This window comes from Streptomyces auratus, assembly GCF_050433025.1.
Lineage (GTDB): Bacteria > Actinomycetota > Actinomycetes > Streptomycetales > Streptomycetaceae > Streptomyces > Streptomyces sioyaensis.
The window spans coordinates 2966639-2990262 of record NZ_JBNGCB010000003.1 but is presented as its reverse complement, the minus strand read 5'-3'; the positions used below and the strand labels follow the sequence as shown (position 1 = coordinate 2990262).

The window sequence follows — 23624 nt, the reverse complement described above, 5'->3', positions numbered from 1 at the left end:
CGCGGGCCCCACGCCCCTCCCTCAACGAGCCGCCCGGCCTCCGGTCCCGCCAGAATGAGAACAGCGGGCATCCATGTGTACCCGGCCGCATGCCGGAAAGCCGGAAGGGCACCGACCCCCGCCGGTGCAAAGGCGCGAGCCGCCGGCTCGTCACGGACCCGACGCGGCCGCCCGGCGCACCGTGCGCACCATCCTCGACCGCAGGAGCCCACGTGAATCGACGTCGTCCTCGGATCGTGATCGTCGGAGCCGGATTCGCCGGCTACGAATGTGCCCGCACGCTCTCCCGGCAGGCCAAGGGAGCCGCCGAGATCGTTCTCCTCAACCCCAACGACTACTTTCTGTACGTGCCACTTCTGCCGGAAGTGGCGACCGGAATCCTGGAACCCCGCCGGATCTCGGTGTCGCTCACCGGGACCCTCCCGGGCGTCCGGCTCGTCCTCGGAGCGGCCCATGACGTGGACTTCGAGGCCCGTCAGGTGCACTACACCGACCCCGAGGAGCGGAAGGGCTCCCTGCCCTACGACCGGCTCGTCCTGACCGTCGGCAGCGTCAACAAGCTGCTGCCCGTACCCGGCGTCGCCGAGCACGCCCACGGCTTCCGCGGAATGCCCGAAGCGCTCTTCCTCCGCGACCACATCACCCGGCAGATCGAGCTCGCCGGTGCGACCGAGGACGCGGCGGAGCGGTCCGCCAGGACCACCTTCGTGGTGGTGGGCGCCGGGTACACCGGCACCGAAGTCACCGCCCAGGGCGTGCGGTTCACCGATGCGCTGGCCCGGCAGAACACCGGACTGCGAGACGGCCCCCGCCCCCGCTGGCTGCTGCTGGACATCGCCGACCGATTGCTGCCCGAGCTCGACGAGCGGCTGTCGCGCACCGCCGAGCGGGTGCTGCGCGCCCAGGGCGTCGACGTCCGTACCGGCACCTCCGTCAAGGAAGCGACCCAGGACGGAGTGCTGCTCGACGACGGCGAGTTCGTCGCCAGCCGTTCCCTGATCTGGTGTGTGGGCGTACGGCCCGACCCGCTGGTCGACTCCCTGGGACTGCCCACCGACAAGGGGCGGCTGTGCGTCGATGAATTCCTGAACGTGCCCGGCCGGCCAGGGGTGTTCGCCTGCGGTGACGCCGCGGCCGTCCCGGACCTGACCCGGCCCGGTGAAGTGACACCGATGACGGCCCAGCACGCCCAGCGGCAGGGCAAGGTCGCGGCGCGCAATGTGGCGGCATCCTGCGGCCGGGGCGCGCCGCGCGCCTATCGGCACCACGACCTGGGGTTCATGGTCGACCTGGGCGGGCTCCAGGCCGCGGCCAACCCCCTGCACGTCCCGCTCTCCGGACCGCTCGCCGGCCTGGTCACCCGCGGCTACCACCTGATGGCGATGCCGGACAACCGCGTGCGGGTGGCCGCCGACTGGCTGCTGGACGCGGTCCTGCCGCGGCAGGGCGTCCAGCTGGGTCTGGTCAGCTCCTGGTCGGTGCCGCTGGACACCGAATCTCCCGAGGTGGCCCGCGTACCGGGCGGCCCGACGGCGTGAGGGGCGCGGGCCCGGAGGGGCGCGGCACGGTGTCCGCATCACCGGGCCGGAGCCCCTCCCCCGCGAGGCCCCGGCCCGGTGAGACGGCTACTGCACCCGTTCCGGCTCTTCCTCCTCGGGAAGCCGCACATCGCTGACCGCGATGTTGACCTCGACGACTTCGAGGCCGGTCATCCGCTCCACCGCGGAAATCACGTTCTCGCGCACGGCCTTGCCCACCTCGGGGATGACCTCGCCGTACTCGACGACGATGTCCAGATCGACCGCCGTCTGCTTCTCGCCCACTTCGACCTTGACGCCGTGCGTGGTGGTCGTCCCTCCCCCGGGTACGCGCTTGCGCAGGGCGCCCACCGAGCGCGACAGCCCGCTGCCCAGGGCGTACACCCCCTCGACCTCACCGGCCGCCAGGTAGGCGATCTTCTCGACCACGCTGTCGGCGATGGTCGTCCGCCCCAGTTCCCCGGGGTTCCGCGGCCGGCGCTCTGCGAATTCGGTCATTGCCCCTCACCCCTTGTGCTCCGTTGTGGGGACGCTTCGGCCCGTCTCTTCACGCTATGACCGGACGGGGGACGCTGCCTCCTGAACCGGGGGCGACACCGCTGCGGGGCCCCGCGCGGCGCCGGCCGGCACTTTGCCGTTCCAGCAATGTGCCTTGACAGCTGCCTCGGCTGCGGCGCGCGTCACCGTGCGGGGGCCCCGCACGGCAGGCCGCACCCGCCCCCGTCGGCGAGGCGCCCGGCACGAGCCGCGCCCGATCGTGCACCTCGCACGCCCGAAGGTGTCAAGTCGTCGCCAACTGGGGGGCGTTGGCGCCTTGGAGCGGCAGTCCGGGGTATGGTCCTGAACCCCGCTCCCGCCTCGGGCCTGCGGGGACGGGGAAACGGCGATGCCACGGACATCTGCCAAAGGGGTGCCGCTCCCGGTGGTGGATCCGTATCGTCTGCTCGCGCCGGAGCCTTCCCGCCCCGGGACTTCCTCGTGGGATCCCCCAACGGGGGCCCGTGCATGACATGGCAATGCCTGTAACGAGGGAGCAGTGGTGACACACCTGATCGTACCGGTCATGATCACATTTGGGATATTCCTGCTCGCCATGGTGGCTGTGGGTTTCTGGACGTATCAGGACACCCTGACCTTCTCCGATTTCGCGTTGGGCGGGCGCCGACTGAGCGCCCCGTTGGCGGCGCTGTCCGCGGGGGCCAGCGATATGTCCGGCTGGCTGTTTCTGGGACTGCCCGGTGCCGTGTACGCGGCCGGCATCGGCGCGACCTGGATCGCCGTCGGTCTGGCCATCGGCACCTATCTCAACTGGCTGCTGGTCGCGCCGCGGCTGCGGACGTACACCGAGCTGGCCGGTGACGCCAAGACACTGTCGGCCTATCTGGAGGAGCGGTTCGAGGACGGCAGCCGGATGCTGCGGCTGCTCTCGGCCACCGTCATCGTCGTGTTCTTCACCGTCTATGTGGCGAGCGGCCTCCTGGCCGGGGGCGTGCTGTTCGAGGGGATCTTCGGCGGCGGCTTCGAATTCGCGCTCACCGTCTTCGCCATCGTGATCGTGGTCTACACCGTCCTGGGCGGTTTCCGCGCGGTCAGCCTGACGCACTCGGTGCAGGCCACGGTCATGTTCGGCGCGGCGGTGGCCCTCCCGGCGATCGGCATCGGACTGCTGGGCGGGATCGGTGCCCTGCACGATGCGCTCACCCACAAGAGCGCCTCGCTGCTGGACATGGGGGCCAAGGCCGGTTTCGACGGCAGCCGTTGGACGTCCGGTCACTCGCTCGGCGCGGTGGCAGTGATCTCCCTGCTCGCCTGGGGGCTGGGCTACTTCGGCCAGCCGCACATCCTGGTCCGCTTCATGAGCATCCGCAGCACCCGCGAGATTCCCAGAGCCCGCCGGATCGGCGTGAGCTGGGTGGTCGTCTGCCTGGCCGGGGCCTCGCTCGTGGGTCTGGTGGGGATCGCCGCGCTCGACCAGCCGCTGGACAATCCCGAGACGGTCTTCATCGCGCTCTGCGCCCAGCTGGTCAACCCCTGGGTCGCGGGCATCCTGCTGGTGGGCGTACTCGCCGCGATCAAGTCCACCGCGGACAGCCAGCTGCTGGTCTCCGCGATGGCGCTCACCGAGGACTTCTTCCGGGCGTTCGTCAAGCGGCAGGCCTCGGATGCGGCGCTGGTGCTGGCGGCCCGCGCGACCGTCGTGGCCGTTGCCGTGGTCGCCTACGTCATCGCGCTGAGCGGCGGCGCCGTGCTGGACATCGTCGCGTACGCCTGGGCGGGATTCGGCGCCGCCTTCGGCCCGGTGATCCTGCTGTCGCTCTACTGGCCGCGGATGACGCGGGCCGGGGCGATGGCGGGCATCGTGACGGGGGCGGTCACCGTCCTGCTGTGGAAGCAGATCGACCCGCTCCTCGGGCCGCTCCAGTCGGGCATCTACGAGATGGTGCCGGGGGTGCTCGCGGCCACCGTGGCGGCCCTGCTCTTCGGGAAGTTCGTCGGCCGCCCGCCGCGACGCAGCTGGTCGGGTTCCATGGAGCGGGAGAACGCCACGACGGTGCCGGTCGGCTGAGCCCGCGGGCGACCCGCCCCGGCCCACCGGGCGCCCCGCCCCGGCCCACCGGCGTCCCCTTCGCCGGTCCCGCCCACGGCCCCTTAGTGCCCGTTCGGCCCCCGGCTTCGGGGCCACGAGGCCCCTGCCGCCGCCGGCACGGCCGCGCGATCCTGAAAGGCGTGGTGCCGCAGACCGTAGCGGTCCCAGCCGGGAGGCGAGGGCAATGATGTGGTTCGACGGCGGATGGGGGTGGGGCAGCTGGTTCATGATGACCTTGCTGATGGTGGTGTTCTGGGGGCTGGTGATCGCTGCTGTCGCCGCGGTCGTCCATTACGTCCGCGGCGCCCCCCGGGACGGCCGGCCCGGTCCGTCCGGTCAGCAGGCGTGGGGCTGGGGACAGGGGCACGCCGAGGACCTGCTCGCCGAGCGGTTCGCCCGCGGGGAGATCGACGAGGACGAGTACAAACGGCGGCTCACCCTGCTGAGGGAACACCGGTGAACGCGAGGCGCCGGCACGGTTGGTAGCTCGACGGTGATCCTCGCGGACGGCCGCCTCCGGCAGATTCCGCACCCCCTGTGCCGTGCCCGTGAACCTGCCCGGTCGACACACCTAGGGCTCGATGTCCAGCACCTCCGCCAGCGGGCGACGGGGAGTCGCGGTGCCCCGCGGGCCGTAGCCGAGTCGCAGCACCATCTGCACGTACCCCGTACCGAACACGGGGTCGCGTAGCGTCCATCGAAGGTCGGGCCATTCGAGGGCCTGCGTGGCAGGTGCGCTGGACAGTCCTTCCCGGGTGGCCAGCAGCAGGACGCGCTCCATGGCCTGACCTGCTCGGAGCCAGTCCTCGGGACGGTCTCCGGACGTGCTCAGCAACGCCAGATGAGGCGATGCTTCGAACGTCGCGGCCTCGCGACCGGGCACCTGTCCGGTCCCGGCGAAGTCACGGACGGGAGCCTTGCCACCGCGCTTGCGTGGGCCGAAGGCGTACTCCGGCACCCCTTCCCCGGTCCCGCCCCCCGCCGTGGCGTCGGTGCGGGTCCAGCGTGACAGGTCCGCAGCCTGGCCGCGGTCGGTGCGGCTGCGTGTCTCCCCCTCCTCGACCAGCTCCAGTACCCACTTCAGATGCCACGGGGTGGGGAAGTCCAGCGTGGCGCCCTCCCTCCGGGCGGCGTCGCTCAGGGCCGACCGAACCGTCTCGGGTATGTCGGTTTCGGCGAACGGGTAGCGGCTGGTGTGCCGGCGGTGGACCGCCGTATACAGCGCGTCGAGGTCGCTCTCGCCACTGCCGAGGCCGGTCAACTGCACCGTGGCGAGGAGAGCGGGATCCCCGGGGTCCGGGAGCAGCCGGGTCGCCGGATACCAGCCCGCATGAGCCACGGCCACCCGCAGGTTCAGCAGGGCCGCGCCGCAGCCGAGGTGGAGAGCACGGTTGTCGGGGTCGGCGTGCGGCAGGCCGCGCTCAAGGTCCGCACGCACGTCGAAGGCGCGGCTGTGCTGCACGTATCGGAAGTGCCACGGCTGCGCGTTGTGCAGGGACGGGGCGGTGGCGGCGGCGTCCGCCAACGCCGCTACGCGCTCCTCGGAGAGCACTCGTGTGGTCACTGGAGCCTCCCTCGGCTCTCCCCCACCGACTCAGTCGTTGTCGATGCGTCGTCCTTGACGCGCTTGGGTTCGATCAGCACCCAGAGTTGATCGCCGATGTGAGCCCGCATGTCATCACCGCTCTTCGGCTCTGGGTCTCCGCCACCGATGTTCCTTCTCCAACCTGGCACGGTGGCTCGCCGACGGCAGGTGACCAGAAGGCCTCATCAGAGGGCCGAACGGACCTGATCAGGCCGTCCGTCCCGGAAGGGAGCCGGTCGGCTCGTTCGCCAGGGAACACGTCGGTTCAGAATGGAAGGGCGGCCGGGCGGCCGGCTGTCACGATCCGCCCGGAGGAAGGCCATGCAGCACCGAACGGTCGGAGAACCGGCAAGGGTGCGACCGGAAATGGCCGGAGTCGCTCGACCTGCGTCTCGGCGCGAGCCGGGGTGGGCCTCGCGACCTGGTAAGACGCAGATCGCGAGGCCCACCCCGGCCTCGCCCACGCCCGATTCGGGCGATCCCCCGCGTCGCCCGAATCGGGCAGCTTGACCGGATTCCTGTCCTGGGACGGATATCCGGAGTCGTCCTGAGTATATTGGCTCTCAGCCAGTCAACGCAGGAGTATCAGAATGTCCCCCCGCAGCGCATCGGTCAATGAAGAATTGCGGCGGCGCTCCCGGGAGCGGCTGCTGCGGGCGACGGTCGAGCTGGTCGGGGAGCGCGGCTTCGAGGCAACGACGCTCGGCGACATCGCCCAACGGGCCGGAACCGCACGGGGGTTGATCTCCTACTACTTCCCCGGCAAGCGCCAACTGCTCCAGTCCGCCGTGCACCGGCTGATGCATCTGACCCTGCAGGAGGCGCTGGAGCGGGAGCCGCGGCCGAGCGGACCGGACGCGGGGCGGGAGCTGCTGGCCCGGGCCATCGATGCCGTCCTGGGGCTCGCGCATGACCGGCCGTTGCTGATGCGGACGCACATGGCGGGAATTCTGACGGCCGAGGGGTTCATCCAGTGCCCCGAGCAGCAACGGCTGGCGCACTTGCTGCGCGAGACGGTCGTGGCGTACGGGTCGCCGGACCCCGACGCCGACTATCCGCTGCTGAGGGCCCTGTTGATGGGTGCGGTGGTGCCGATGCTGCTGCCGGGCGCGCCGATGCCGCGCGCGCGACTGCGCGCCGAGTTGTTCCAACGGTACGAACTGGGCTGGGAGTTGGGGTTTCCCCCCGGGTGAGGAACCGACCCGGGTGACGCGCTCGCGGGGACCGGTACGGGGATAGCCGGTCAGCGATGAGCGGGGGGAGCGGGCGGCCGGCGGTGCGGATCACCGCAGCCTCGCAGGCCGAAACCGGCGCCATGGAAGGCCGGTTGTCCGGCCATGGCGCCTCGCACGGAGCCTCGGCCGGTCACCGTCACGGCGCGGGCGGATGCGGGCGAAGGCGGTCCGGCGTCCTGGTGTCGCCCGCTAACGCTTGTTGTGACGTGGCGTCAGGAGGCCCTCGTCGCGGGCGCCGGCGATCAGCCGCAGCGACCTGCGCCGGTTCCGGCCGGTGGCCAGCATGACGGCCAGTACCGGATCGCTCCCTTCCCGCTGGGCCTGCCGGTAGGCGTCCGCGGCGATCCTGCGGCGCTCGCCGGACCGCGACCGGGCGAGGACGGCGGAGCGCGTCCGCTCGGGGGGCGGGACGGCGGCGGGGGGCGCGGACGACGCCGGTGAAGTGCCGGGCGTGGACGACGCGGACGGCGAGGCCGAGGCGCACGGAGGGGACGGCTCGGCGGACGGCCCGACGGGGGGTGCGGCAGAGGCGTCGGCGGGCGGTTCGGCCGACGGCCCGGCGGAGGTCTCGGCGAGACGCCCGGCGCCCGATGCCGTCGAATCGGCCACGCCGTCGCCCGGCACCGCGCCCGCCGCCCCCGCCGCCGCCTCCGTCACCGAAGGTGCCGGGCCCTCCCCCGCCCCGGCGCCCGCCGGTTCCGGCTCGCGCTCCGGCAGCGGCCCGTGCACCGGCTGCGGCGGCGGCACCGGTTGGTGCGGCGAAGGCGGCCGCGGGCCCGACATCGGCTGGGGCGCCGCGCCGTCGGCCGGTTCCGTGTCCGGCCCGGCCGACAGCGCCTCGTCGCCGGCCGCCGGGACAGCCGCGGGGCCGGGCCGGCGGGGCGTGGGCCGGGCCTTTTGCGGCCGGCCGGTGGCCGCCCGGAAGGCATCGTCCAGGGGGCCTTCGATCCAGCGGGCCAGGCCGGCGAGGGCGGCGAGGGTCAGCGGCGGGTCGGCCCGTACGTCCTCGACGGTGAGGCGTTCGTCGGAGACCGTCACCAGGACATCGATCCGGGCGCCGTCGGCGAAGGTCAGCCGGGCGCTGCACCACGGGCCCAGCGGATCGAGCCGGGGCAGCGAGCACCCGGAACCGTCGGAGCGGGCCGGATCGTACGGGGTGGCGGACTCGGAGGCGGGCGCGGCAGAACCGTGCGCCCGCACCTCCCATGTGGGCCACTCCAGTGGCGCGCCCTGGGCTTCATATCGGTGATTAACGGTATAAAAGTCACTTTCCGACACATTGAAAACCTAGCCTCCAGCTCACCCGGCCCAGTAGCGCGGCACGCTCATCCCACCGGGAGCAACCCCGATAGCGCATCTCCCGTCGCGCGCCCACCGGTGCGACCCTGGGGGTATCCCGCAGAAGGGGCCACCGTGCTTCGTGTCGCAGTGATCGGTTCCGGACCCAGCGGTGTCTACACCGCCCAGTCCCTGATCGAGCAGCAGGCCGTCCCGGACATCGAGGTCTACGTCCTGGACCGGCTGCCCTGCCCGTACGGCCTGGTGCGCTACGGCGTCGCGCCCGACCACGAGAAGATCAAGTCGCTGCAGAACAACCTGCGGATGGTCCTGGAGCACCCCAGAGTGCACTTCCTGGGCAATGTCGAGGCGGGGGCGCCGGGGCTGGGCGTCGAGGAGCTGCGGGAGATCTTCGATGCTGTGGTGTTCTGTGTGGGCGCCGCCACCGACCGGCATCTGGGCATCCCCGGCGAGGAGCTGCCCGGCAGCCATCCGGCGACCGAGTTCGTCGCCTGGTACAGCGCGCATCCGGACGCGGCCGCGGTCCGCTTCACGCTCGCGGCGCGGTCCGCGGTCGTGATCGGCGTGGGGAACGTGGCGGTGGACGTGGTGCGGATGCTCTCGCGCGGCGCCGCGGAGCTCGCCGCCACCGATATGCCGCAGGGGCCGCTCGGCGCGCTCGCGGACAGCCGCGTCGAGGACGTCTGGATGGTCGGCAGACGCGGCCCCTCCCAGGCCAAGTTCACCACCAAGGAGCTGCGGGAGCTGGGCTCCCTGCCGGATACGGAGGTATGCGTCCGGCCCGAGGAGCTGGCGCTGGATCCGGCGTACCGGGATCCGGGCGAGCTGCCCGCGGTGGCACGGCGGAACGTCGCGGTGCTGCGCGGCTGGGCGGAGCAGACGGCGGGCAGACCGGCGGACGCGGCGCCTGCGGCCCGGGCCCGCCGCCGCATTCATCTGCGGTTCTTCCTGCGACCGGCCGAGGTGCTCGGGGACGCCTCGGGGGTGCGCGCCGTCCGGTTCGAGCGGACCGCGCCCGACGGCCGTGGCGGTGTCGTAGGAACCGGTGAATTCGAGGACATCCAGGGGCAGTTGGTGCTGCGTTCGGTCGGCTACCGGGGGACGCCGCAGCCGGGCCTGCCGTTCGACGAGGCCACCGGGACGGTGCCGCATCTGGCCGGGCGGGTACTGCGGGGCGGGGCACCGCTCCCCGGTGTCTACGTAGCGGGCTGGATCAAGCGCGGGCCCACGGGCGTGATCGGCACCAACCGGCCGTGCGCGAAGGAGACCGCCTCGTCGCTGCTGGCGGATGCCCCGATGCTGGCGGAGCGCCACACGGCCGGGGATCCGGTCGCGGCGCTGACACGCGCGGGGCAGCGGCCGGTTCCCTGGCCGGGCTGGCTGGCCATCGAGGCCGCCGAGGCCGCTTGGGGTCACGGTCTGGGGCGCGGCACCGTCAAGCTGCCGGACTGGGCGGGGCTGTTGGCGGCGGCACAGGCGAACGGGTGAGCCGCTGACCGGACGGGCGGGCCGGGCCGCTCCGCCCCGGATCACCGGACGGGCGGGGCCGGACTGATCCATCCCGGATCACCGGACCGGACCGGTCCGCTCACTCCTCCCCGAGGCGGTCGGCTTGGAGGTCCGCCGCCCGCAGCACGCTGTCGATCAAGCCGGGGAAGAGCACCTCCAGGTCGTCCCGGCGCAGCCCGTTCATCTTGGCCGTGCCGCGGTAGAGCTGGTGGATGACGCCGTGCTCGCGCAGTACCCGGAAGTGGTGGGTGCAGGTGGACTTGCTGACCGGGAGTTCGATGTCCGCGCAGTTCAGCTCGCCCTCGGCGGCCGCCAGCACCCGGACGATCCGCAGCCGCATCGGGTCGGCCAGCGCATGCAGCACGTCGGCCAGCCGGATGTCCGCCCGGTCCGGGTGCTCCAGCGACCGGGCGCCCGACGGCGCACGGGTGGAGGTCGTTTCGGTCGGCATCACGGCTCCTGACTGGTTCTGCGGGGCTCGGTCCATCCTGGTGCGCCCGCACGCCCATTGTACGAGAAGCATCGTAGTTTGACATCCACCGTAGTACGACGCTTATCGTATGAGCCTGGATCCGACCGGACCCACTCCTCTTCAGGCACAGGAGTCTGCTGTGAGCGCACTGTTCGAGCCCCTCTCCCTCCGCTCGCTGACCGTCCCGAACCGCCTCTGGATGGCACCCATGTGCCAGTACTCCGCGGCCCCCGAGGGTCCGGACGTGGGCGCGCCCGGGGACTGGCACTTCCAGCATCTGGCCGCGCGGGCGGTGGGCGGCACCGGCCTGATCCTCGCGGAGGCGACCGCGGTGAGCCCCGAGGGGCGCATCAGCCCGTACGACCTCGGACTGTGGAACGACACCCAGACCGAGGCGTTCCGGCGCATCACCGGCTTCCTCAAGGCACAGGGGACGGTTCCGGGCATCCAGATCGCCCATGCCGGCCGGAAGGCCTCCACCGAGCGCGGCTGGGTGAACCGTGGCGGGCCGATCCTCCCCTCTCAGCGCTACGGCTGGGAGCCGGTCGGACCGAGCCCGGTGCCGTTCGACGAGGGCTACCAGGCCCCCGCGGAGCTGTCCGTGGCGCAGATCGGCGAGATCGTCGGGCAGTTCGCCGCCACCGCGCGGCGGGCGCTGGCGGCGGGCTTCGAGGTGGTCGAGATCCACGGTGCGCACGGCTATCTGATCAATGAGTTCCTCTCGCCGTTCACCAACCGGCGCACCGACGCGTACGGCGGTTCGTACGAGAACCGGACCCGCCTCGCGCGGGAGGTCGTGGACGCCGTGCGCGAGGTGTGGCCCGACGAACTGCCGGTCTTCTTCCGGATCTCGGCGACCGACTGGCTCACCGAGGACGCGAGCGATGCGCGCGTGGGCTGGACCGCCGACGAGACCGTGCGCTTCGCCCGCGATCTGCGCGAGCGCGGCATCGACCTGCTGGACACCTCCACGGGCGGCAACGCGCCGGACGCGAAGATCGCCACCGGCCCCGGTTACCAGGTGCCGTTCGCGGAGCGGGTGAAGAAGGAGAGCGGTCTCGCGGTGGGCGCGGTCGGTCTGATCACCGAGGCGCGGCAGGCGGAGAAGATCGTCGCGGACGGCCAGGCGGACGCCGTGCTGCTCGGCCGGGAGCTCCTGCGCACCCCGAGCTTCGCGCAGCACGCGGCACGGGAGCTGGGGGCGCAGCTCACGGTGCCGCCGCAGTACCTCCGGGCCGCCTGAGCGGGCCGGCCGCGCGCGGCTCCCGCGGCAGGAGCCGGGGGGCCGCACCGTGCGACCTGCGCGGACATCCTTCGGGGCGCCATTGTCAGTGGTCGGGTGCAGACTTGCCACTGTCTCCAGACAACGGCGTCCCGGAGGTGTTCCGGCATGACTGATGTACTTCTCGCGGTGGGCACCCGCAAGGGCCTCTTCCTCGGCCATCGACGACGCGGCAGCTGGGAACTGAGCGGCCCGCATTTCCCCGCCGAGGCGATCTACTCCCTCGGTATCGACACCCGGCGCGCAACGCCCCGGCTGCTGGCCGGAGCCGACAGTGCCCACTGGGGGCCGTCGGTGTTCCACTCCGACGACCTGGGCGAGACCTGGCACGAACCCGCCCGCCCCGCTGTCAAGTACCCGAAGTACACCGGGACTTCGCTGGAGCGGGTGTGGCAGCTGCATCCGGCCGGCCCCGCCGCCCCCGAGGTGGTCTACGCGGGCACCGAGCCCGGCGGCCTGTTCCGCTCCGAGGACGGCGGCGAGACCTTCGACCTCGTCCGGGCGCTGTGGGACCACCCGAGCCGGGAGAAGTGGGTCCCGGGCGGCGGCGGACTCGCCGTCCATACGGTGCTCACGGACCCGCGGAACGCCGACGCGGTCACCGTGGCCGTCTCGGCGGCCGGGGTCTTCCGCACCCTCGACGGGGGCGCCAGCTGGGCACCGTCGAACAAGGGCGTCAAGGCGGTCTTCCTGCCGGATCAGCATCCGGAGTTCGGCCAGTGCGTCCACAAGATCGCACCGGACCCGGCCGACCGCGACCGGTTGTATCTGCAGAACCACTGGGGCGTCTACCGCAGCGATGACGCGGGCGCGACGTGGAAGGACATCGGCGGCGGGCTGCCCTCGGACTTCGGCTTCGCGGTGGCCGCTCATCCGCGCACGGGAAATGTCGCCTACCTCTTCCCGATCACCGCCGACATCGACCGGGTGCCGGCCGGACACCACTGCCGGGTCTACCGCACGTCCGACGCCGGCGGAAGCTGGGAGCCCCTGAGCGACGGCCTGCCGAAGGAGGACCACTACGGCACGGTGCTCCGGGATGCCTTGTGTGTCGACGACACCGATCCCGCCGGGGTCTACTTCGGCAACCGCAACGGCGAGGTCTACGCCAGTGCGGACGACGGCGACAGCTGGCGGCAGCTCGCCTCCCATCTGCCGGATGTGCTGTGCGTACGGGCGGCCGCCGTTGCCTGAGGAGAAGCAGGCTCCGGGGGGCTGTGGGGTCGAGGCGATCCGTCTACCGGACAACGAGGTGTGAAGGAGCGGCAGTTGGGGTCGGAGGTGGGTGGGAGCGGCGGTTCCACCGGGGTCGCGTCATCCTGGGCGGCCGGGGCGTGGCCATCGATTGAAGCGGAGCGGGTCCGGGCCAGTAGGGTGATCCCGTGGCTGCACGACCTCTCCAAGAAATTGTCGAACCAGGCTGGGCCAAGGCACTTGAGCCCGTCGCCGACCGGATCGCCGCGATGGGCGACTTCCTGCGGGCGGAGATCGCCGCGGGACGGAGCTATCTACCGGCCGGCAACAATGTGCTGCGCGCCTTCCAACAGCCCTTCGACGAGGTGCGGGTGCTCATCGTCGGGCAGGACCCCTACCCCACACCGGGGCATGCGGTCGGGCTCAGCTTCTCCGTGGCGCCGGAGGTGCGCCCGCTGCCGCCGAGCCTGGAGAACATCTTCCGCGAGCTGCACTCCGACCTCGGGCTGCCCCGCCCGTCGAACGGCGATCTGACCCCGTGGACGCGCCAGGGCGTACTCCTGCTGAACAGAGCGCTGACGACGGCGCCCCGCAAACCGGCCGCGCACCGCGGCAAGGGCTGGGAAGAGGTCACCGACCAGGCCATCCGCGCGCTGGTGGCGCGCGGGCGCCCGCTGGTGTCGGTGCTGTGGGGACGCGATGCACGCAATCTGCGGCCGCTGCTCGGCGATCTGCCGGCCGTCGAGTCCTCGCACCCCTCCCCCATGTCCGCCGACCGGGGCTTCTTCGGCTCGCGGCCCTTCAGCCGGGTGAACGACCTGCTGGCACGACAGGGCGCCCAGCCCGTCGACTGGAGGCTGCCCTGACACCGGGCGATAGTGTGCCTGGCATGACGAATGCGAACATCCCTGCGGGTTGGTACGCCGACCCTCAGGGCACCCCCCACCAACTTCGCTGGTGGGACGGGTCCCAGTGGACGGAGCACACCCACCCGGGGCAACAGCCCCCGGCCCCGGCCCAGAACCAGCCGCCGCAACCGGGCCCCCAGCAGACACCCCAGCAGCAGCCGATGCAGCAGCAGGCTCCGCAGCAACAGGCCACCCAGCAGCCCCCGCAGCAGATGCCGCATCAGTCGGCGCCGCAGCAGCCGATGCCGCACCAGCAGGCGCCGGGCCGGCAGGCGATGCCTCCGGGCCAGCAGGCCCCGGGCCAGGCCCCGTATCCGGGCCCGCAGCAGGGCGGCGCACCGTACGCACAGCAGGGCTACGGGCACCCCCAACAGGCGCCCGGCCAGCCGATGCAGCAGCCGTACGGGCAGCAGCCGATGCCGGGGCAGCCCGCCGGGAATCCGGGCGCCGTGCAGCGGCAGGTGCAGCAGCAGGCCGGGGTGGCGCCCGGCGGGCCGGGCGGCGGCAGCCTGTTCACCGAACCGGTGCTGGTGGTCAACCAGAAGGCCAAGCTCATCGAGGTCAGCAACGAGTACAGCGTCTTCGACCAGCACGGCAACACCATCGGTACGGTCGTCCAGGTCGGCCAGAGCACGGCCAAGAAGGTGCTGCGCGTCGTCTCCAGCCTCGACCAGTACATGACCCACAAGCTGGAGATCCGGGACGCCTACGGCCAGCCGCAGCTGGTGCTGACCCGGCCGGCGAAGATCCTCAAGTCCAAGGTGATCGTGCAGCGTCCGGACGGCTCGCCGGTCGGCGAGATCGTGCAGCAGAACGCCATCGGGAAGATCAACTTCGGGATGATGGTCAACGGCCAGCAGATCGGCGCCATCAAGGCCGAGAACTGGCGCGCCTGGAACTTCGCCATCGTCGACCACGCCGACACCGAGATCGCCCGGATCACCAAGACCTGGGAGGGCCTGGCCAAGACGATGTTCACGTCCGCGGACAACTACGTCCTGCAGATCCACCACCAGTTGCCCGACCCGCTGCTGAGCCTGGTCGTCGCCACGGCCCTGACCGTCGACACCGCCCTCAAGCAGGACGCCCGCGGCCTTGGGTGAGCCTCCCGGCCGCGGCCGGGAGGCCGTCGGGACCGGCCATGTTCTCGGGGTCGACTCGGGTGGGTCGGGCCTGCGGATCGCCGTCGCCCGCGCGGACGACGAGGCGGCCCGCCCGCTGGCCGAACGCGTCTCCCGCGAGCCGGTGCGCATCGGCCCCGCCGGGATCGACGCCGGGCATCTGCTGTCCCAACTACTGCCCGCAGCAGAGGAGTTGCAGCGGGAAGCGGGCGCGAACGGGTTCACCGCGGTGTGCGTGGGCGCGGCCGGTGCGGCCACGCTGGGCGACGAACTGCGCACCCGGCTGCCCGCCGCACTGACCTCCGCCTTCGGAGCGCGGTACTTCGCCCTGGCCGCCGATGCGGTCACCGCGTACGCCGGGGCACTGGGGCAGCGGCCCGGTGCCGTGATCGCCGCGGGCACCGGCATGATCGCACTGGGCACGGATCCGACCGCGGGCGGCTGGCGCCGCGCGGACGGCTGGGGGCACCTGCTGGGCGACTGCGGCAGCGGCGCCTGGATCGGCCGCGCCGGGCTGGAGGCCGCGCTGCGGGAGTACGACGGTCGGCCCGGTGGCTCGGCCGCCCTCCTGGCGCGCGCGGAAGCGGTGTTCGGGCCGGCCGGCGCACTGCCCGGCGCGCTCTATCCCCGCCCCGACCGGCCCGCCGTACTCGCCTCGTTCGCCCCGGAGGTGGCCGGTTGCGCCACCGGCGGCGACACGGTCGCGCTCGGCATCCTGCGGGCCGCCGCGGGCCATCTCGCCGATGCCGCGGCCGCGGTCTGCCCGCCGGCCGCGGACAGCGCGGTGGCCTGCACCGGCGGGCTGTTCGGCCTGGGCGAGCCGCTGCTGGCGCCGCTGCGGCAGGCGCTCGCCGAGCGGCTGCCGCGGGCGCGCTCGACGGTCGCCGCCGGAAGCCCTCTCGACGGGGCGCTGGCCATCGCCGCGGCGCTAGCCGGCGACCGTCTGACGCTCCCCGCCGACGCCGAGTTGTTGCAGATCACACGGCCTGCGCCAGGTCCGTGACCCTTGACGCGCGGGATAAAACGGGACGGATACCTCTCCACCGAACCCTCCCTCCGCGCGGGTGTGACCCGAGGCGTTAGCATGCGGCGCCATGAGTTCCCCCACTGGGCCCGCACCTGGCTCGCCCCATTTTGACGCCGCACCCCCGAGCCCGGGAGCCGCACCCGGCCTGCCTGTACGAATGCCGCGCGCGCGGCAGTCCGGCCGCCACCGCAAGCCGGAACCCCTGGCCGCGCCCGAGGGCGCGCCCGCCCTGGTGCTGGCCGTGCCCGGCACCCCCTCGTCCGCCGCGCGCAGCCTGGCCGACGAGGTCTCCAGCATCGCCCGCTCCGAACTCCCCGGCCTCGACGCCCGTATCGGCTACGTCGACGGCGGCGACGACGAGTTCCCGTCGCTGGAGGCCGTGCTGGCGCACGCCGCCACCGAGCACAAGGCGCGGGAGGACGCCGACGGGAAGCCCGACCCCGGCCCCGTCGCCGTGGTGGTGCCGCTGCTGGCCGGCCCGGACAGCGCCCTGCTGCGCCGGATACGTCAGGCGATCATGAACAGCGGCTCCGGCGCGGAGCTGACCGATGTCCTCGGCCCGCATCCGCTGCTCGCCGAGGCGCTGCACGTCCGGCTCTCCGAGTCCGGACTGGCGCGCGCCGACCGTGCCCGGCTGTTCACGGTCGCCACGGCCGCCGACGGCATCATCCTCGCCACCGTGGGCGGCGAGGAGGCCGTACAGGCCGCCGGGATCACCGGCATGCTGCTCTCCGCGCGGCTCGCGGTGCCGGTGCTGGCCGCCGCCCTCGACGAGGAAGGCGCCATCTCCCGTACGGCCGAGCAGCTGCGCGAGTCCGGTTCGCAGCAGCTGGCGCTGGCCCCGTACCTGATCGGCCCGGAGATCGCCGACGGCCTTCTGGGGGCGGCCGCGGCGGAGGCGGGCTGCGCCTCCGCCGAGGCGCTGGGGGCCTACAGCACGGTGGGCCGGCTGGTGCTCTCGAACTACGCGGCGGCGGTGGGCATCACCCTCCCGACGCAGTCGCAGGGGGTACCGGTCCGCTAGGACTCCTCCCCTACCGGACACCCGGCGTCGAAGGGCCGTTCTCGCGCAGCGCGCGGGGCGGCCCTTCGCCCCGTTCGGGCGGAGGCGCGGAATCCGTTCCCGCCCCGAGCGGCACAGATGCCCCTCAGACGGCCCGGGAGAGCAGTGGCCACGGTGCCCGAGCACCGAGCGGCCGTACGGCTGCCAGAGCCCTGCGCAGGGCGCCTGCCGTACGCCTGACGCGCCGGGCGAGGAGTGCGCGCACGCGTCGGCGTCTACCGTCCTGCACAGGTCACTCGCCGGCCGCGCGCGCCCGGGGCGTGAGCGGGCCGCCCACGGAAGGAAGTTCATGTCGCACGTCGATGTCGTCCGCGCCGCCTTCGCGGCCTATCTCGCCCAGGACCGCACGGCCATGGACCGGCTGCTCGCCGAGGATTACGTCTTCACCAGCCCGCAGGACGACCACATCGGCAAGGCCGCGTTCCTGGAGGTCTGTTTCCCCACCGCGGACCGGCTGCGCCGGCAGGAGATCCTCGATGCGGTGCCTCTCGACGACGAGCAGGTCTGCGTGCGGTACGAGTACGAGCTGAAGACGGGCGAGCGGCATCGCAATGTCGAGGTGACGACGGTACGGGACGGCCGGCTCACCGAGACCCAGGTGTACTTCGGCGGGCGCTTTCCGCAGGGCTGAGCGGCCGCGGGTCCGGTCAGGCGAAGACGACGCAGGAGGCCGCGGGCACCGCGACGGATCCGGTGCGGGCGGGGATGCCGGTCGCCGGGTCGACGGTGAACCAGGTGACGTCGCCGGAGCGCTCGTTGGCGGCGTACAGATGCCGGCCGCCGGGGTGCAGCGCCAGGTCGCGGGGCCAGTGGCCGCCGCAGGGGACGGTGGTGACGAGAGCTGCGGCAGCGCCGCCGAGGGCGAGGACGGAGAGGCTGTCGTGGCCCCGGTTGGCGGCCCAGGCGAACCGGCCGTCCGGGGAGACGACCAGGCCGGAGGGGAAAGTGCCGTCCGGGGCGGCGCCGTCCGGCAGCAGGCGGGTCTCCCCCACCGGCGTCAGCGCACCGGCGCCGGCGTCCCACCGGCAGACCGTCACCATCGGAGCCAGCTCATGGATGACGTACGCGAGGTCGCCGCGCGGGTGGAAGGCGAGGTGGCGCGGGCCGCTGCCCGGCCGCAGCCGGGTCTCGGCGCGTACGGTCAGCGCCCCGTCGGCGGCCAGGGTGCAGCTGCGGACCGAGTCGGTGCCCAGGTCGACGCTGAGCAGCCAGCGGCCGCTGGGGTCGGGCAGCACGGCGTGCGCGTGCGGGCCCTCCTGGCGGTCGGTCCGCGGGCCGCTGCCCTCGTGGGCGAGCACGGTGGCGGGGCCGGTCAGTGTGCCGTCGGCCCGTACCGGGAGCGTACTGACGCTCCCGGAGCTGTAGTTGGCGGTGACGAGACGGCCCGCGGCCAGGGTGAGATGGGTGGGGTCGGCGCCCCGGACGGGCACGGCGGGGGCGAGCAGTTCGGGCCCGCCGGGGGTGAGCGCGAAGGCGGCCGCGGCGCCGTCCGGGGTCTCGCTGACCGCGTAGAGGTACCGGCCGTCGCGGCTCGGCGCCAGGTAGGAGGGGTTGGGGACGGCATCGGTGGAGTGCAGCGGAGTCAGGGCGCCGGACTCCGGGTCCACGGCCGCGGTGGTGAGGCCCGGGCCGCCCGCCGAGGTGAACGATCCGATGTACGCCCGTAGTCCGCTCTCGACCGTCGCCACGGCTCCGCCCTTCGTCCGCCTGCCCGTTGAGCTGCTCGGGCGACGCTAGCAGTCACGGAGGGCGCGGCCGGGGCGATGGCGGCTTCCGCCCCATGGGCGCGCGGCGCCGCATGCGCGGTACCCCGGCCGTGGATCAGGCGTCGACCAACGGGGAGCGCGGGGAGCTGCGCAGCGGCGCGGAGAGTTCGGCCAGCGCCCGCTCCAGCCCGTGCAGATGCATCAGCGCGGGTTCCGCCTCGGGAGGGTGCGCCACGGACAGCGTGGCGGCGGCCGCGTCGCCCGGCAGCTGCGGGCTGGTGAGGGCCTCGACGGCGGCCTCCACCCGCCGGCAGGCCGCGGTGAGCCGGGCGTCGTGGGAGGCCTCCGGGTCGGCGGCGACGGCCGCCAGCCCGCGGACCTCACGCGCGCAGTCGTCGAGCAGCGCGAGCACCCGACGGGCCCGCGCCTTACGAGCACGCAGCGGGCTCAGGGGGTGCACAAGCGGTGCGAGGGAGAGCCGCACCCTGCTCAGCAGGGGCTCCAGCGCGGCGACGTGCGGGGTGGGGTCGGCGGTCTCGGAGCCCGCGAGGCGGGCGGCGGCCTCGGCGGTGCAGAGGTGCACACAGCGCAGGGCGCGCTGGATCCAGGCGTCGGTGGTCGCGTGGGTGGTGACGGGCAGCACGCAGAGCACGGCGAGCGTCGCGCCGAGCGCCCCGACACCGGTCTCCGCGAGGCGCAGCGCGAGGAGCGCGGGGTCCAGCACCCCCAGGAGCCCGTACAGCAGCCCGGCCAGCAGCGTCACGGCGAGCATCATCCAGGTGTAGGACACCGCGGCCGTGTAGAAGATCCCGAAGACGCTGACCGCGAGCAGGGCCACCGTGGGGACGACGGCACCGTGCAGCGGGACGGCGACGACCAGGCCGAGGGCGATGCCGAGCACCGTGCCCAGGGCCCGGCGGAAGCCTCGGACCAGGGTTTCGCCGCGCGAGGTGGTGTTGACGAAGATCCACCAGGTGGCGCCCACGGCCCAGTACCAGCGCTGGTCGGAGAGCAGCTGGCCCGCCACGAGGGCGAAGGTGGCGCCGGCGGTCGCCTGGATCGCCTGGCGGGTGGTCGTACGGGCGAGCCCACGGCCCCCCGGCGGGGCGGGTACGGCAGCCGCGGGCAGCCGGCGCTCGTAGCACCACAGGCCGAAGCGGACGGTGGAGGACGCGAGCAGGGCGAGGGTGACCGCGGCGTACAGCTCGGGCAGCCGGCCCGGCTCGGTGTGCAGGAACTGCGCCGCGAAGAAGGTCATGAACGCGAACACGCCCAGGGCGTGGCCCCGCGGCCCCCACCTGCGGGCGTAGACCCCGGCACCGACCACGGCGAGGAAGACCGTGTCGCGGGTCACCGGGTGGTCGTGCAGCACCGCCGCGGCGGCGAGCACCGGGAAGCCGACGGCAGGCAGCAGCGCCGTGGTGACCAGCTGGCCGCGGACCGTCGCGTCGGTGACCGTGAAGAGGGCGAGCAGCGCGGCCAGTCCGCCGATGACGGCGGCGACGAGGGAGTGGCCGGCGAGCCCGCACACGGTGACCGCCAGGCCGATGCCGAGGACGGACCGCACGGCGCTGCGCAGCCGCAGCCGACCCGGATCCGGGGCCACGAACACCCTCTTCAGCACGGCTTTTGCCCCTTCGACGGTTCCGCATGAAAAAGGCGCCGCGGAATCCGCAGCGCCATCGACGGGGACATCAGAGCACCCTTGCGACAGCTTGCTCAACTGACGCTGGAATCGCTGTGCCATTGGTACAGCAGGTGGCCCGCCCGTCACGCCAGAAGGGGGCCAATGGGCGGGAGGACGGCCACGGGCGGCTTCTCACCAGGTATCCGCGGACACGTAGCCGCAGCGTTCGTGTACCGGCCGGGGCACGTAGGCACCCGTGCGGGGTGCGAGCTGACGATCGGGACGGTCAGCGTGGGGCCGCAGGCCTCACGGAGGCCGTCGCCTCCGGGGCGGGCCCCGCCGGGTGACGAGCGCCGGGCGCCACGGTTCAACGGCCGGCCGGGGGATGGGTTCCCGCGCTACCCGAGTGCAAAGGACGCCCGCTCGTGCCACCTCGTGCCGTCGTGCACCAGAAGCTCGACCGATGACACGAGCGCCGTGATGGGCGTACCGCCCAGGAGTTCGGCCTCCACCCTTTCCAGGACAGCATCTTCGTGCCCTTGGGCGACAGTCAGATGCGGCACGACGTCGGTGAACCGGCCGCCGAACGGCGGGGTCTGCGGCCACCGATCGGCGATCGCCCGAGTGAGCTGCCGGAACGGTCCGTCCGGTTCGGGAGCCAGATACAGCACTCCGGGGAACCGTCCACAGCTCTCGAACCGCACCGGAAAAGCCGGGTGGGCTGCCAGCACCTCCTCCAGAGCGCGGTGGACGGCGCCATCGACGCAGTCTTCCCGGAGGAACGGGAAGAGCACGGTGACATGCGCCGGAACTCCCTCTCGGGCCCCGGGGTCAAGCCGTTCTCGCCATGCCCGCACAGCGGGTTCGGCCTCAGGGATCTGCACGATGAGTCCCGTTCGTCCGGCCTGGAGCTCTCTGGTGCCGTCGTCCGTCACCGCACCTGTGTAGCAAGGAACCTCAACGAGCGCGAGAGACATAAGCAGGACCACTGGCCCAGCCACCACCAGAACCACTGAGCCATTGGTAGCGTCATCAGCGGATTTGCCGACCGGAGGAGCCGAGGGCCATGGCCGTGGATGCGCTGGATGCCAGGATTCTTCGGCTGCTGTTGGAGCAGCCGCGCACGAGTGTGCGGGAGTACGCGCGCCTCCTCGGGGTTGCCCGGGGAACCGTGCAGGCGCGCCTGGACCGTCTCGAACGGGACGGTGTGATCACCGCCTACAGCCCCCGGCTGTCCCCGGCCGCGCTCGACCACCCCGTACTGGCCTTCGTCCACATCGAGGTCACCCAGGGGCATCTGGAGGAGGTGGCCGACGCACTGGCAGAGGTGCCGCAGATCATCGAGGCGTTCTCGACGACCGGCGGCGGGGACCTGCTGACCCGGGTGGTGGCCCGGGACGCGGCGCATCTGGAGGATGTGATCCAGCAGCTGATCAGCATGCCGGGCGTGGTCCGCACCCGTACGGAGGTGGCGCTGCGCGAGCGGGTGCCGCACCGGATGCTGCCGTTGGTCGAGGCGGTGGGCGGCGCCGCGAGGTCGCGCTGACCGGCTGGGACGGCGAGGAAGTGCGGGCGGCTGACGGCGGAGCACAGCGGCTCCCCCGCTCCCGAGCGTCCGCCGGAGCCGGGTCCGCTGCGCCGGTCGCCGTGGACTGGGGACGGGCGCCACAGACGGCTTCGTCCCACAGACGGTTTTGCGCGGCACACGGCTTTCGCCCCGCAGACGGCTTCGCCCCGTCGGCGGCCGGATGCCGGGCTTGCCGGGCATCGGCCGTCGACGGGGCGATCACCGCCTGTTCCGGCACCTGCCGAAGGGGGGCCGGGGTGCGGTCAGTTCAGACCGAGGGACTTGCACTGGGCGCTGAGGCCGTCGGCGCAGAGCAGGTCGGTGCGCACGACGCCGTCGCGGACGACGGTGTCCTTCATGTTCTTTCTGGTGACGATCTGCGCCTTGAAGAGCTGAGCGGGGATACCGGACTTGCTCTTGCTCTGGGCGGTGGCCGAGGTGAGGGACGTGATGCTCTTCCCGCGCAGGAGGCGGAAGGCGATTTCGGCGGCGGTTTCGGCCTCCGGACGGACTTCCTTGTAAATGGTGAAGGACTGGGTGCCGGCTACCAGCCGCTGCAGAGCGGGGAGTTCGGCGTCCTGGCCGCCGAGCGGCACATTCTTGATGCCGGCGGACTTGAGCGCCTCGGCGATGCCGCCCGCCATGCCGTCATTGGCCGAGTAGACCGCGTCGAATCCCGCCGGGCCACGCGCGTCGATGAGGTCGCTCATCTCCTTCTTGGCCTTCACCGCGGACCAGTCGGGGATGCTCTTCTCGTAAACAATCTTATGGACCTTGCCGTCGAGGACGTCATGGGCGCCCTTCTTGTAGGACGGCGCATTCGGGTCGGTCGGCGAGCCGTTCATCATGACGACGTCGGAGGCGGCCGCCTGCGAGCCGAGGGCGGCGAGAATTCCCTGCCCCTGGAGCCGGCCGATCTTCTCGTTGTCGTAGGAGACATAGGCCGCGACATCGCCCTCGGCGAGCCGGTCGTACGCGATGACCTTGACGCCCTTCTTCGCGGCCGAGTCCACCCAGCTCTTGGCCGCCTCGGCGTCGACCGGGTCCAGGATGATGACCTTGACGCCCTTCGTCACCAGGGCGTCGAACTGTCTCTTCTGGGCATCGACCTGCTGCTCGGCATTGTGGTAGTCGACTTTGCATTCGAGGCAGAGGGACGAAATGCGTGCCGAAATGATGCGGCGGTCGAACCTCTCATAGCGGGCCGCTTTGCTCTCCGGGAGCAGCAGACCGATGTGGTCTTTGCCGGCACCGGCATCCTGATGATCACTTCCGCAGGCCGCCAAGGGCGCTGCGAGCGAAAGTGCCATCGCGCCGGTGAGGGCGCGCCGCATTATTACATTCATTCCCGGTACCTCCAAAAGGGCCTCCTGACCGGCCCAGAACGGCTGAAGTGAACGTCACCCACGGCCCTTTAGTCAAGAATCGAACCAACAATGATATGAAAGCGAGTTGTGAGGTGACTCTCTGAAGAGGCGTCACGCCAGGGGCGTTCCGGACAGTCCGGAAACGTTCAATTCGTTCCGTATCGCTCAGGAAATTCCGGTTAGGGCTGCGTCATGCGGGTCCGGATCACGGCGGGGAGCACGGCGGGGCGTGCCGCTCTCGGATCGCTCTCGGAAACACTCCTGCGCAGGTCAACCAGGGGATCACGGAGGGGAGTCGGGCAGCAGCCATCGCGGGGTGACGTCCGCTGCGGGCGCGGATACGGACCCGCACCCGCGGTGCCAGACCGAGAGAAGCGAGGGGACGAGAAGGGAAATAGGTGCTGGGCGCAGCTTTCCCGGGGCGATCGCGGCGCCGGTGCGGGCACGGACCGAGCACCGAAGTGGCAGTCTGGCGCGCACCGGCGACGACCGCGGAGAATTTTTCCACTCCGCAACCAAATGCGGCAGGGGCGAGGG

Annotated in this window: 21 protein-coding genes; 13 read left to right on the top strand and 8 right to left on the bottom strand. The window is 72.3% G+C overall.

Translation table 11 applies throughout. From position 1 onward, the window contains the following. The first annotated feature begins 236 nt into the window (after positions 1 to 236). On the top strand, positions 237 to 1538 hold the full coding sequence (locus BKA18_RS32790; protein WP_366046459.1) for an NAD(P)/FAD-dependent oxidoreductase: 1302 nt from the start codon (positions 237 to 239) through the stop codon (positions 1536 to 1538). 87 nt (positions 1539 to 1625) lie between these two features. Here BKA18_RS32790 and BKA18_RS32785 read toward each other — a convergent pair whose 3' ends face one another. Next, positions 1626 to 2036 (bottom strand): Asp23/Gls24 family envelope stress response protein, encoded by a 411-nt coding sequence (locus BKA18_RS32785; protein WP_366046379.1) that lies wholly within the window; start codon positions 2034 to 2036, stop codon positions 1626 to 1628. Positions 2037 to 2601: 565 nt separating this feature from the next. Between BKA18_RS32785 and putP the strand changes: the two genes are divergently transcribed. Then, on the top strand, positions 2602 to 4104 hold the full coding sequence (gene putP / locus BKA18_RS32780; RefSeq protein ID WP_366046378.1) for a sodium/proline symporter PutP: 1503 nt from the start codon (positions 2602 to 2604) through the stop codon (positions 4102 to 4104). 205 nt (positions 4105 to 4309) lie between these two features. Then, a complete protein-coding gene (locus tag BKA18_RS32775) occupies positions 4310 to 4585 on the top strand; it encodes an SHOCT domain-containing protein (RefSeq protein ID WP_366046377.1) in 276 nt (91 codons plus the stop codon). 111 nt (positions 4586 to 4696) lie between these two features. Here BKA18_RS32775 and BKA18_RS32770 read toward each other — a convergent pair whose 3' ends face one another. Next, entirely contained in the window at positions 4697 to 5689 is a 993-nt protein-coding gene (locus BKA18_RS32770) for an Acg family FMN-binding oxidoreductase (protein ID WP_366046376.1), read from the bottom strand. A 611-nt stretch (positions 5690 to 6300) separates the two neighbouring features. On the opposite strand from BKA18_RS32770, the gene BKA18_RS32765 reads away from it, so the two are divergent. After that, positions 6301 to 6903, top strand: a complete 603-nt coding sequence (locus BKA18_RS32765) for a TetR/AcrR family transcriptional regulator (RefSeq protein WP_366046375.1) — start codon at positions 6301 to 6303, stop codon at positions 6901 to 6903. Between the two features lie 231 nt (positions 6904 to 7134). Here the strand turns inward: BKA18_RS32765 and BKA18_RS32760 are convergent, their stop codons facing one another. Beyond that, positions 7135 to 8145, bottom strand: coding sequence for a DUF6214 family protein (locus BKA18_RS32760; protein WP_429638730.1), 1011 nt, complete (start codon positions 8143 to 8145; stop codon positions 7135 to 7137). Between the two features lie 213 nt (positions 8146 to 8358). Here BKA18_RS32760 and BKA18_RS32755 point away from each other — a divergent pair, with 213 nt between their 5' ends. Then, positions 8359 to 9732 (top strand): FAD-dependent oxidoreductase, encoded by a 1374-nt coding sequence (locus BKA18_RS32755; RefSeq protein ID WP_366046374.1) that lies wholly within the window; start codon positions 8359 to 8361, stop codon positions 9730 to 9732. A 100-nt stretch (positions 9733 to 9832) separates the two neighbouring features. Here BKA18_RS32755 and BKA18_RS32750 read toward each other — a convergent pair whose 3' ends face one another. Next, entirely contained in the window at positions 9833 to 10204 is a 372-nt protein-coding gene (locus BKA18_RS32750) for an ArsR/SmtB family transcription factor (protein ID WP_366046373.1), read from the bottom strand. 160 nt (positions 10205 to 10364) lie between these two features. On the opposite strand from BKA18_RS32750, the gene BKA18_RS32745 reads away from it, so the two are divergent. The 7 genes from BKA18_RS32745 (at position 10365) to BKA18_RS32715 (ending at position 17451) form a co-directional block, all read left to right on the top strand. Further along, the gene (locus BKA18_RS32745) at positions 10365 to 11468 is read left to right on the top strand and encodes an NADH:flavin oxidoreductase/NADH oxidase (protein ID WP_366046372.1); all 1104 of its coding nucleotides are present in this window, start codon (positions 10365 to 10367) and stop codon (positions 11466 to 11468) included. Between the two features lie 147 nt (positions 11469 to 11615). Beyond that, complete coding sequence (locus BKA18_RS32740) at positions 11616 to 12701, top strand: WD40/YVTN/BNR-like repeat-containing protein (RefSeq protein WP_366046371.1); 1086 nt, start codon at positions 11616 to 11618, stop codon at positions 12699 to 12701. Positions 12702 to 12889: 188 nt separating this feature from the next. After that, the gene (locus tag BKA18_RS32735) at positions 12890 to 13567 is read left to right on the top strand and encodes a uracil-DNA glycosylase (protein WP_366046370.1); all 678 of its coding nucleotides are present in this window, start codon (positions 12890 to 12892) and stop codon (positions 13565 to 13567) included. Positions 13568 to 13590: 23 nt separating this feature from the next. Further along, positions 13591 to 14712, top strand: a complete 1122-nt coding sequence (locus BKA18_RS32730; protein WP_366046369.1) for an LURP-one-related family protein — start codon at positions 13591 to 13593, stop codon at positions 14710 to 14712. Next, positions 14705 to 15733 (top strand): N-acetylglucosamine kinase, encoded by a 1029-nt coding sequence (locus tag BKA18_RS32725; protein ID WP_366046368.1) that lies wholly within the window; start codon positions 14705 to 14707, stop codon positions 15731 to 15733. Before BKA18_RS32730 ends, BKA18_RS32725 begins: the two co-directional genes overlap by 8 nt. Positions 15734 to 15824: 91 nt before the next feature. After that, positions 15825 to 16781, top strand: a complete 957-nt coding sequence (locus BKA18_RS32720; protein ID WP_429638729.1) for a sirohydrochlorin chelatase — start codon at positions 15825 to 15827, stop codon at positions 16779 to 16781. Positions 16782 to 17109: 328 nt separating this feature from the next. Further along, positions 17110 to 17451, top strand: coding sequence for a nuclear transport factor 2 family protein (locus tag BKA18_RS32715; protein ID WP_366046366.1), 342 nt, complete (start codon positions 17110 to 17112; stop codon positions 17449 to 17451). 16 nt (positions 17452 to 17467) lie between these two features. Here BKA18_RS32715 and BKA18_RS32710 read toward each other — a convergent pair whose 3' ends face one another. From BKA18_RS32710 to BKA18_RS32700, 3 genes are all read right to left on the bottom strand, one after another. Continuing rightward, positions 17468 to 18508, bottom strand: a complete 1041-nt coding sequence (locus tag BKA18_RS32710; RefSeq protein WP_366046365.1) for a lactonase family protein — start codon at positions 18506 to 18508, stop codon at positions 17468 to 17470. Positions 18509 to 18641: 133 nt separating this feature from the next. Continuing rightward, the gene (locus BKA18_RS32705; RefSeq protein ID WP_366046364.1) at positions 18642 to 20150 is read right to left on the bottom strand and encodes an FUSC family protein; all 1509 of its coding nucleotides are present in this window, start codon (positions 20148 to 20150) and stop codon (positions 18642 to 18644) included. 401 nt (positions 20151 to 20551) lie between these two features. Further along, on the bottom strand, positions 20552 to 21088 hold the full coding sequence (locus BKA18_RS32700) for a 2'-5' RNA ligase family protein (RefSeq protein ID WP_429638728.1): 537 nt from the start codon (positions 21086 to 21088) through the stop codon (positions 20552 to 20554). Positions 21089 to 21219: 131 nt separating this feature from the next. Between BKA18_RS32700 and BKA18_RS32695 the strand changes: the two genes are divergently transcribed. After that, positions 21220 to 21699, top strand: a complete 480-nt coding sequence (locus BKA18_RS32695) for an Lrp/AsnC family transcriptional regulator (protein ID WP_006601807.1) — start codon at positions 21220 to 21222, stop codon at positions 21697 to 21699. A gap of 284 nt (positions 21700 to 21983) precedes the next feature. Here BKA18_RS32695 and BKA18_RS32690 read toward each other — a convergent pair whose 3' ends face one another. After that, positions 21984 to 23066, bottom strand: a complete 1083-nt coding sequence (locus BKA18_RS32690; protein ID WP_366046362.1) for a sugar ABC transporter substrate-binding protein — start codon at positions 23064 to 23066, stop codon at positions 21984 to 21986. Positions 23067 to 23624: the final 558 nt, after the last annotated feature.